This window comes from Alcaligenes sp. 13f, from assembly GCF_020496585.1.
GTDB lineage: Bacteria > Pseudomonadota > Gammaproteobacteria > Burkholderiales > Burkholderiaceae_B > Alcaligenes > Alcaligenes phenolicus.
Map to the genome: position 1 here is coordinate 1 of NZ_JAHKKC010000045.1, position 9,035 is coordinate 9,035.

Annotated in this window: 8 protein-coding genes; 4 read left to right on the plus strand and 4 right to left on the minus strand. The window is 57.4% G+C overall.

Annotated features, from left to right (window positions below; genetic code table 11):
- Positions 1–385: 385 nt before the first annotated feature.
- Both murI and KOE80_RS19830 read right to left on the minus strand, forming a co-directional pair.
- On the minus strand, positions 386–1,222 hold the full coding sequence (gene murI / locus KOE80_RS19825; RefSeq protein ID WP_226349816.1) for a glutamate racemase: 837 nt from the start codon (positions 1,220–1,222) through the stop codon (positions 386–388).
- Between the two features lie 163 nt (positions 1,223–1,385).
- Positions 1,386–2,732 (minus strand): aspartate aminotransferase family protein, encoded by a 1,347-nt coding sequence (locus KOE80_RS19830; RefSeq protein WP_226349817.1) that lies wholly within the window; start codon positions 2,730–2,732, stop codon positions 1,386–1,388.
- 100 nt (positions 2,733–2,832) lie between these two features.
- Between KOE80_RS19830 and KOE80_RS19835 the strand changes: the two genes are divergently transcribed.
- Complete coding sequence (locus KOE80_RS19835; RefSeq protein ID WP_035271974.1) at positions 2,833–3,756, plus strand: LysR family transcriptional regulator; 924 nt, start codon at positions 2,833–2,835, stop codon at positions 3,754–3,756.
- Between the two features lie 50 nt (positions 3,757–3,806).
- Here KOE80_RS19835 and KOE80_RS19840 read toward each other — a convergent pair whose 3' ends face one another.
- Positions 3,807–4,223 (minus strand): lipocalin-like domain-containing protein, encoded by a 417-nt coding sequence (locus KOE80_RS19840; protein ID WP_226349818.1) that lies wholly within the window; start codon positions 4,221–4,223, stop codon positions 3,807–3,809.
- Between the two features lie 116 nt (positions 4,224–4,339).
- The gene (locus tag KOE80_RS19845) at positions 4,340–5,767 is read right to left on the minus strand and encodes a PLP-dependent aminotransferase family protein (RefSeq protein ID WP_226349819.1); all 1,428 of its coding nucleotides are present in this window, start codon (positions 5,765–5,767) and stop codon (positions 4,340–4,342) included.
- 233 nt (positions 5,768–6,000) lie between these two features.
- Here KOE80_RS19845 and KOE80_RS19850 point away from each other — a divergent pair, with 233 nt between their 5' ends.
- The 3 genes from KOE80_RS19850 to KOE80_RS19860 are packed head-to-tail and all read left to right on the plus strand — an operon-like array spanning position 6,001 to position 8,853.
- Entirely contained in the window at positions 6,001–7,653 is a 1,653-nt protein-coding gene (locus KOE80_RS19850; RefSeq protein WP_026484662.1) for a cbb3-type cytochrome c oxidase subunit I, read from the plus strand.
- Between the two features lie 4 nt (positions 7,654–7,657).
- Positions 7,658–8,266: a cbb3-type cytochrome c oxidase subunit II gene (locus tag KOE80_RS19855; RefSeq protein ID WP_035271983.1), complete on the plus strand. Its 609-nt coding sequence runs from the start codon at positions 7,658–7,660 to the stop codon at positions 8,264–8,266.
- Positions 8,263–8,853, plus strand: a complete 591-nt coding sequence (locus KOE80_RS19860) for a c-type cytochrome (protein ID WP_137431200.1) — start codon at positions 8,263–8,265, stop codon at positions 8,851–8,853. The genes KOE80_RS19855 and KOE80_RS19860 overlap by 4 nt, the downstream gene beginning before the upstream one ends.
- The last annotated feature ends 182 nt before the right edge of the window (positions 8,854–9,035 follow it).

Genomic DNA, 9,035 nt, shown 5'->3' on the forward strand with positions numbered 1-9,035 from the left:
AGTTCAGGCTGCGCCCCGATAGTCACTCTGCCAAGGGGACGGACGCGCAGCGTCGGCAAGTGGTCCGCCCCGCGCCCCTGTGCCAGCACCCCGAGTAGCTCTCAATGGCTTCAAGAGTGAGGTCGGGAATCGTTGCTTGGGTGGGGTGCTGGTTTGAGTTGTGATGGGGCAGGATCGTTGTTCGGGCTGACTTTAAAACCGTCCGGGGGGAGGGGGGTAAAAGGCGTCATGTCACCACGTCAGTTCGAACCCAGAGTCAAGGCGAGTGGAGATGGTGGGCGGAGGGGGGTGAGGTTGGGCCGCTAAAGGTAGTGGTCAGCTAGCTAGAGCAGCCAACTCAAGCGACTCTTGCTGGAAACATCGAGAGATTGAGGATGAACAAGTTCTACAGCACGTTTAGCGAATGTATGGGGAATGCCAGCATGGTGGGTTCGCTCAGTCCTGTCAGGGCTTGGATGACTTTTTGGGCTTGGTCCACGGGGGCGCTGCTGATGAAGGCGCTGTTGCCTGCCTGGGCTTGTGTGTTCAGGCAGTTGGCCTGCTCCAGGCGACGGTGCACTTGGGCGGCGACGGCAAAGGACGGTTCCAGGATATGGAAGCGCGAGCCGCTGATGGCTTCGATTGTGGGACGCAGAAAGGGGTAGTGTGTGCAGCCCAGGACCAGGGTATCGGCCTGGCTTTGCAGGGCGGGGGCCAATCGTTTTTTGAGTTCTGCTTCGATTTCCGGGCCTGACAGTTGCAGGGCCTCGACCCGGTCGGCCAGCCCTGGACAGGGAATGCGTATGATTTCCACGTCGCTGGCATAGCGGTCAATCAGGCTTTGCAGGCCGCTGCTGTCCAGGGTGCGGCTGGTGGCCATCAGGGCGACGCTACGGCTACGGCTCAAGGTGGCAGCGGGTTTGATGGCGGGTTCGATGGCGATGATGGGGATGGAAAGCCTGGAGCGCAGGGCGGGGGCGGCTACCAGTGTGGCGGTGTTGCAGGCGATGACCAGCGCCTTGCAGCCCTGGTCTACCAGCAATTGAGTCATTTGCAGGGTACGCTCCACAATCCATTCGGGGGATCGGTCTCCGTAGGGAGCGTATTGGGAATCGGCCAGGTAGAGCAGATGCTCGTTGGGCAGGGATTGGCGCAGGGCACGCCAGATGGACAATCCGCCCACGCCCGAATCAAACACGCCAATAGGGGCTTGTGCAAAAACGGCGGGGCGGGATGGACTCATGGTGCTGAACGATGCTTGTGGGGCAAAAATTCTATTATGGCGCTTTTGTCGTGTTTGGAGCAGAGGCTACAGCCTAGTTTACAGCGGCTGTCTCCTTTAGGCCCTGTTCCAGGTCTTGGTTGGTGTGTGGGGCGGTCTTTCCATGACCGCCCTGTTGCTGCGTTCAAGCCAGGTTCTTCAGGACGCCTCCCACTGCATCGAAGAGTGAGTTGAGTTGCTCGGGGGTAGAGGTAAAGGTGGGGCCAAATTGCAGGGTGTCGCCACCAAAGCGTACGTAAAAGCCCTGTTTCCACAGTTGCAGTCCCGCTTCAAAGGGGCGGATGGCGGGGTCGCCATTCCGTGGGGCGAGCTGGATGGCACCTGCCAGGCCGCAGTTGCGGATGTCGATGACATTCGGGCTGTCGCGCAGCTGGTGCAGGGCTTGTTCAAAATGCGGAGCCAGTTCAGCGGAGCGTTGCAACAGATTGTCCTGTTCCAGCAACTCCAGGGCAGCCAGTCCGGCGGCGCAGGCGACGGGGTGGGCAGAGTAGGTGTGCCCGTGGCTGAATTCCACGGCGTGCAGTGGCAAGTCCTGGCCCATGAAGGTTTGGTAGATTTCCTTGCTGGCAACGACCGCGCCCATGGGGATGGCACCGTTGGTCAATTGCTTGGCCATGGTCATGATGTCGGGGGTGACGCCAAAGTATTCGGCCCCGGTATAGGTTCCCAGGCGGCCCAGGCCGGTGATGACTTCATCAAAGACCAGCAGAATGTTGTGCTGGTCGCAAATCTGGCGCAGGCGTTGCAGGTAGCTGGTAGGTGGCACCAGTACGCCTGCCGATCCGGAGACGGGTTCGACAAACACGGCGGCGATGGTGCTGGCATCGTGCAGTTCGATCAGTTTCAGCAGTTCGTCGGCCAGGGCAAGGCCCCCTGTTTCGGGCTGGCCGCGCGTGAAGGCGCAATCTGCTTGCAGTACGTGGGGCAGGTGGTCGGCATCCATCAGTTGCCCGAACATCTTGCGATTACCGCCTATGCCTCCCAGGCTGGTGCCGGCCACGTTCACGCCGTGGTAGCCACGAGCACGGCCAATCAGACGGGTTTTGGTCGCCTGGCCTTTGATGCGCCAGTAGGCCCGCACCATCTTGACGACCGTGTCGGTACATTCAGAGCCGGAGTTGGTAAAGAAAACGTGATCCAGTCCCTCGGGGGTGTATTGCGTCAGTTTGTCGGCCAACTGAAAAGCAGCGGGGTGTCCAAACTGAAAGGCGGGAGAGTAGTCCAGTTGCCCGAGTTGACGATGCACGGCGGCCTGGATTTCATGGCGAGCATGTCCGGCACCACAAGTCCAAAGCCCGGACAGGCTGTCAAAAATCTGGCGGCCATCCTGATCGTAGAGCCAGTTGCCTTCGGCTTTGACCACCAGGCGCGGGTTCTGCTGGAAGTGTCGGTTCGCGGTAAAGGGCATCCAGTGGGACTGGAGATTGAGTTCACTGGCAATCTGCTGTGGCGCAAAGTAGGGTGAGTTCATGGTGGTCTCCTCAAGGCGGTGAATACCCCCAGTGTAGGCAGCTAAGTTGTTGAGTAAAATACGTTTTTATTCAACTTCACTTATTGTTTTACTCACCTATATGCAACTCAAAGGACTCTTGCAGGTTTCCGATTTTGATTTGCGTCTACTACGTGTGTTCAGAACAGTAGCGCAAGTGGGCAGCTTTTCAGCCGCGGAAGGCGTGCTGGGCATTACACGTTCGGCCATTAGCTTGCATATGAGCGATCTGGAAAAACGTTTGGGTGGAATCCGGCTGTGTCAGCGTGGCCGGGCGGGTTTTGCCTTGACGGAAGAAGGGCGACAGGTATTGCGGGCCAGTGAAACCTTGATGGCTGCGGTGGAGAATTTCCGCAGTGAGGTGAACCAGCTGCATTCCAGTTTGCGGGGGGACTTGAATATAGGCTTGATGAATAGCCTGATCTCGCAGCCTCATATGCACATCACCTCGGCCTTGCGTGCCTTGCGGCAAAACAGTGAGGCGGTGCGCGTCCATATCAGCATGAGTACGCCGGGTGAGATTGAGCGTGGTTTACTGGATGGTCGCTTGCATATGGGCGTGCTGCCTGAAACCAATGCCTTGAGCGGGCTGGAATATCGCACGCTTTATGCCGAACCTTATTTTCTGTATTGCTCCTGGGAGCATCCTTTGTTTGCCGCGGTGCAAAAAGGGACAGTGTCTCAGGAAGCCTTGCGCCGGGCTGCGGCCATTGCGCCTGCTTATCGCATGAGCCCGGAGGCGATCGGACAACACCAGGATCTGAATTGTGTTGCCACGGCCAGTGATCGGGAAGGGATCGCCTTTTTGATTTTGACGGGGGAGTACATCGGTTTCTTGCCCGAGCACGTGGCGGCTCGCTGGGTAGAGAAGGGCCAGATGATTGCGGTGGACCCGCAGCAGCGTCAGTTCACGATTCCCTTGTCCTTGGCCATGCGTAAGGACAGGCGCGCACACGCGATTGTGGATTATTTTCTGGGCCTGCTCGATAACGAGGCTCAAAACTGAGGCGGCCAGCAAGGGCTGGCCGCTAGTGAGGGAGCGTCTGCTTGGCCTGGTCAGGCTCGGTGCCACAACAAGGTGCCCACTCCCAATTTGCCGGCGACTACCACGGGATCACGGGTGATCAGTTCCAGAGCGCCTTGCGTAAAGCGCGCCAGTCGTGGCTGGGGAACCCCTACCCAATCGGGGTACAGGGACATATCAACAAAGTGGGTAACGCACTGGGTGGCCTCATCCACTTCAAACGTCCCAGCGTAGGCCAGATACGTATCCAATAGCGATTGACAGCTGTCTTGTACCGTTCGGGTGCTGCTGCCCAGTTGTGCCCCTACATAACCTGTTTCTGTATAGATCAGCTGACCGATAGGATTAGGCCCCAGTCCGGGATAGCTGGGCGAGCCATCTTCCGGGACAAAATCAAAGGACACCAATTGCCAGACACCGATCAGCTTGCTACGTAAGGTATAGGCCATCAAAAACTCCTGAATAGACAGTGTTGTTGCGTTATGTAACTGAGTCATCGTGCTGTCTTTTCGTTTGTTATTCAATGACTTGCCTATTCTTATTTTCTATCGTCAGGCACTACGCTTCATGACTTTTTAAGTGGCAATGGTCGGCATAAATTACCCAGTATTTCCAGCGCGTGATCGCTGTGTTCTGTCCACGGATGGCCAAAGTTAAGACGCAGGCAATGGCTGTAATTCTGGGTAGTTGAAAAGATGGAGCCTGGTGCCAGACTGATGCCTTGTGACAGGGCCAGGCGATGCAGTTCCAAGGTCTGCACACTTTTTTCCAGCTCTACCCACAGGAAGTAGCCGCCCTCGGGGCGGGTGGCCCGAGTTCCTGCGGGGAAGTAGCGTCCCAAGGCTTTGGAGAACTGCGCATACTGGTTTTTTAGTTGAGTGCGTAAACGGCGCAGGTGTTGCTCGTACGCACCTTTTTCCAGGTAGCTGGCCAGGGCCAATTGGGTGGGCACGGGAGACGTCAGGGTAGTAGTCAACTTGGCCTGGGCGACTTCACGTATATAGCGTCCCGGCACAGCCCAGCCGATGCGATAGCCGGGTGCCAGGGTTTTGGAAAAAGAGGAGCAGTGCATCACCAGTCCCTGACGGTCAAAGGCTTTGGCGGGGCGGGGGCGCTCCGTGTCGAAGTACAGTTCGCCGTAAACATCGTCCTCGATCAAGGGGATTTCATAGCGGGCCAGCAGCTCGACCAATTGGGCTTTTTTCGCATCGGGCATCAGGCTGCCCAGCGGGTTCTGGAAGTTGGTCATCAGCCAGCAGGCTTTGGGGGCGTGATGTTTGATCGCGTGTTCCAGCGCTTCCAGATCAATGCCTTCACGCGGGTGGGTGGGCACTTCCAGTGCTTGCAGCTTCATGCGTTCCAGCGATTGCAGCGCGGCATAAAAGGTGGGCGATTCCACCAGCACGATGTCACCCGGTTGAGTTACCGCTGCAAGACATAGGTTCAGCGCTTCCAGAGCTCCGTTGGTAATCACAATATCGTTGGCATTGATGGCCATGCCTTGAGCCAGATAGCGCAAGGCAATCTGGCGACGCAGGGGAGCGTGGCCTTGGGTCAGATCGTCCACGCTGGCCCAGGGATCTTGCTGTTTCAGACTGGCAGACAAGAAGCGGCCCAGGCGTTCCAGAGGAAAGAGCACAGGGCTGGGGAAAGCGGAGCCTAAAGGCGCTACGGAGCGCTCTGAACTGGATTGCAGGATCGCCATGATCAGGTCGCTATTGTTAACGCTGGTCGCTTGCAGCGGTGGCTGGGAGGCCGTGTCCGCCTCCAAGGTATGAGGCGCCAGGCTGGAGCAGACGTAGTAGCCCGAACGAGGACGCGCCTTGATCAAGCCTTGTGCTTCCAGTCGGTAATACGCCTGGAAAATCGTCGAGGCACTGATCTTGTGCTTATCCATTAATTGACGCACAGAGGGCATGCGCTCGCCTGCGGCAACTGTGCCGTCAAGAATGGCCTGGGCTAGTTCCTTGGCCAGAGTCTCGTACAGTTTCATGTCCTTCTGCGCTCCATCTGATACGGTAATTTTAATAAATGTGGTTTTTTTATTATCTGATGGGTATGTCTTCAAGCACAAGCAAACGGCGATTTGCGTGGCTTTCAGGACAACTGATAGGGTTTTTTAAGCTTTAACTGATTCTTGGAATGCTCTGTGCCGACAGGTAGCCTTGCCGGGTGTTTTCGTCCGTGCCCGTGTGGGCTGCGGGCCTATCTAATCAGAGGAATACCATGAACCCGACGGCGCTTTTGCTTGCCGCATTCATCCTGTCGATTGCCGGGCTTTTTGCCTTTATCTGGTCCTTGCGCAAGGGCCTGTTCGATGCTGACGTCAGTGGTGCGCGCACTATTTTTCACAAGGGCGAAATCGGCCAGCCCGAAGAACCCTCGGCCGATGCTGCCCAACGGCAGGCGCTAAGCCTAGCGGCGGCTGACCATATTGCAGAGAACCATGGTCAGCAAACCAGCGCGCTTGAAATGGCGGCGCGTGAACAGGCCGACCGTTCCAGTTCCATGCCTGCGTTCTTACTGATTGTCTGTGCGGTGGTCTGGCTGGTGGTGGCCTCGTTTGCGGGTTTGATCAGCTCCTTGAAACTGCACTGGCCCGAGTTCCTGGGTGACGTTTCCTGGTTGAGCTTTGGCCGTCTGCGCACGATTCACCTGAATGGCGTGGCATATGGCTGGGCACCCATGGGCTTGTTGGGGCTAACAATCTGGATGTTGCCGCGCTTGCTGCAGACCCCTTTGCTGGGTGGCCGTTTGGTGATGGTGGGCGGTCTGGTCTGGAATGCTGCGCTGGTGGCGGGGATTGGTGCTTTGGCCATTGGCTTGAATGCGGGTTTGGAGTGGTTGGAAATCCCCTGGCAAATCGGTGTGCTGTTCGCCTTTGGCGGTATGATGATCGGTATGCCGCTGGCCTTGATGCTCTCGCAACGCAAGGTCAAGCACTTGTACGTGTCGGTGTGGTACATCGGCGCGGCGCTGTTCTGGTTCCCCATCCTGTATTTGGTCGCCAAAGTTCCTGGCGTGCACTTCGGGGTGGAGCAAGCCACCATGAACTGGTGGTTCGGGCATAACGTGTTGGGCCTGTTCTATACCCCCATGTCGATTGCCGCTATTTACTACTTCCTGCCCAAAGTCATTGGACGCCCTGTGCGCTCCTACAACTTGTCGCTGCTGGGCTTCTGGACGCTGGCCTTTTTCTACGGACAGGTGGGTGCGCACCATTTGATTGGTGGTCCTATTCCTGAATGGCTGATTACCTTGTCCATCGTGCAAAGCGTGATGATGGTGATTCCGGTGCTGGCCTTCTCGGCTAACCAGCATTTGACGTTGAAGGGGCATTTCAGTGCGCTGCGTCACTCGCCCGTTCTGCGTTTTATTGTCTTTGGCGCCATGATGTACACCGTCGCGTCCTTGCAAGGTTCTGCTGAGGCCTTGCGTTCGCTGAACTCCATTACACACTTCACGCACTTCACGGTGGCTCATGCTCATCTGGGTATGTACGGCTTTGTGACCATGGTGATTTTCGGCGGAGTGTACTTTGCCTTGCCTCGCATTCTGAACACGGCCTGGCCCCGGCCTGCCTTGATCTCCTGGCACTTCTGGCTGGTGGTGGCTGGCTTTGCCGTGTACATGATCACGCTCAGCATTGGTGGCGTGCTGCAAGGTTTGGCCTTGCTGGATCCAGCCCGTGGTTTTATGGAATCGGTGGCAGTCACCATGCCCTGGTTGCAAGGCCGTTCTATTGGCGGCGCCATGATGACGCTGGGCCATCTGGTTTTTGCCCTGCACGTATTGCTGATGATTGTGAAGTCGGGTGCGTTTGCCTTGACCGAGTCCCGCTCGGCTGCAGTGCGCCGTACCGCTGAGCTGGAGGTTTAAGGTCATGGAAAACGAACTGAAGTTGATCATCGGGTCCATGGTGACCTTGTCCTTGGCAACGGCAGCCATGATTGTGGTGCCTTTTTTGCAGTTGAAGGATGAGCCTGCTCCTGAAGGTTTGTCGCCCTATACCAGCCAGGAAGTGCGGGGTCGGGCGGTGTATCGGGGCAATGGCTGCATTACTTGTCACACGCAGCAGCCCAGTACAACGGGCGCGGGTGTGGCCGATGCCAGCCGTGGCTGGGGGCGTGCTTCGGTCGCGGGGGATTATCACTACGACGATCCACCTTTGCTGGGCACCATGCGCACCGGGCCGGATCTGTTCAATATTGGTGTGCGTCAGCCTAGTCAGGATTGGCATTTGGGGCACTTGTACGATCCGCGCGCTTACTCGCCGGGCAGCAATATGCCTCCCTATCGTTTCTTGTTTGAAGCCAAGAACCCGGATCAGGTGCAGCCTGACGAGCGCGTCGTGAGTCTGCCGCCGGGTGTGGCACCGGAGGGCAAGGTGGTGGTAGCCCGTCCGGAGGCCTTGGATCTGGTGGTGTATTTGCAGTCACTCAAGCATGTGTATCCGATCTTGAGTGCTGATGTGGTGGGGAGTGAGGAATGAACCGGCCTGTTCAAAGTCGTCAAAGCGAGAATGCTGATCCCCACGAGCAGTACAACCCGATTCCGCGCATAGTGATTCTGGTGATTTTGGCCTTGCTGGCCTGGGCTGTGTATTACATCGTCTCGGCTCAGCCCAACAGCTCTCCGCGTTTGGGGGATCAGCGTCCTTTGGCGGTTCTGGCTCCTGCGCCTGGCAGTGTATCTGCGGATGGCAAGCAGCTATATGCCAATGCCTGTGTGGCGTGTCATCAGGCGACGGGGCAAGGTTTGCCAGGGGTGTTCCCGCCTTTGGCGGATTCAGAGTGGGTGAAGGGTGACCCCAAGGTACTGGCGCAACTGGTGCTGCACGGGGTCACGGGAGCTATCACGGTGAAAGGCCAGGAATATCAGGGGGCGATGCCTGCATTTGCAGAGCAGTTCAGTGATGCGGAGCTGGCGGCTGTGTTGAGCTTTATTCGCCATGAGTGGGGGAATGAGGAGGATGCCATTACCCCCGAGTTTGTTGCCGAGGAGCGGGCTGCCAGTGGGGATCGTAGTCAGCCTTGGCAAGGGGAGAAGGAACTGTTGGAGTGGATTGCGGCGCATTGAGGTGGCTGCGATGAGTTCTTCTGGAATTAATAATTAGAAGCACGTTTTGAAACGGTAGCACGCCGGGAACAGGCCCCCGGCTTTTGAACCGATATCTCGCCCGACCCCAGGGTTGGAGATATCGGTTTTTTTTTGTTGGGTGTCTCGGTGTGGGGACGCCGCTTGGGGGCCGGGTCCAGGGG

Bases quoted from the DNA above. Each gene is read 5' to 3' on its own strand.
- murI (WP_226349816.1), bottom strand. From the start codon at position 1,222: ATGAGTCCATCCCGCCCCGCCGTTTTTGCACAAGCCCCTATTGGCGTG.
- KOE80_RS19845 (WP_226349819.1), bottom strand. From the start codon at position 5,767: ATGAAACTGTACGAGACTCTGGCCAAGGAACTAGCCCAGGCCATTCTT.
- KOE80_RS19830 (WP_226349817.1), bottom strand. From the start codon at position 2,732: ATGAACTCACCCTACTTTGCGCCACAGCAGATTGCCAGTGAACTCAAT.
- KOE80_RS19835 (WP_035271974.1), top strand. From the start codon at position 2,833: ATGCAACTCAAAGGACTCTTGCAGGTTTCCGATTTTGATTTGCGTCTA.
- KOE80_RS19840 (WP_226349818.1), bottom strand. From the start codon at position 4,223: ATGGCCTATACCTTACGTAGCAAGCTGATCGGTGTCTGGCAATTGGTG.
- KOE80_RS19855 (WP_035271983.1), top strand. From the start codon at position 7,658: ATGGAAAACGAACTGAAGTTGATCATCGGGTCCATGGTGACCTTGTCC.
- KOE80_RS19850 (WP_026484662.1), top strand. From the start codon at position 6,001: ATGAACCCGACGGCGCTTTTGCTTGCCGCATTCATCCTGTCGATTGCC.
- KOE80_RS19860 (WP_137431200.1), top strand. From the start codon at position 8,263: ATGAACCGGCCTGTTCAAAGTCGTCAAAGCGAGAATGCTGATCCCCAC.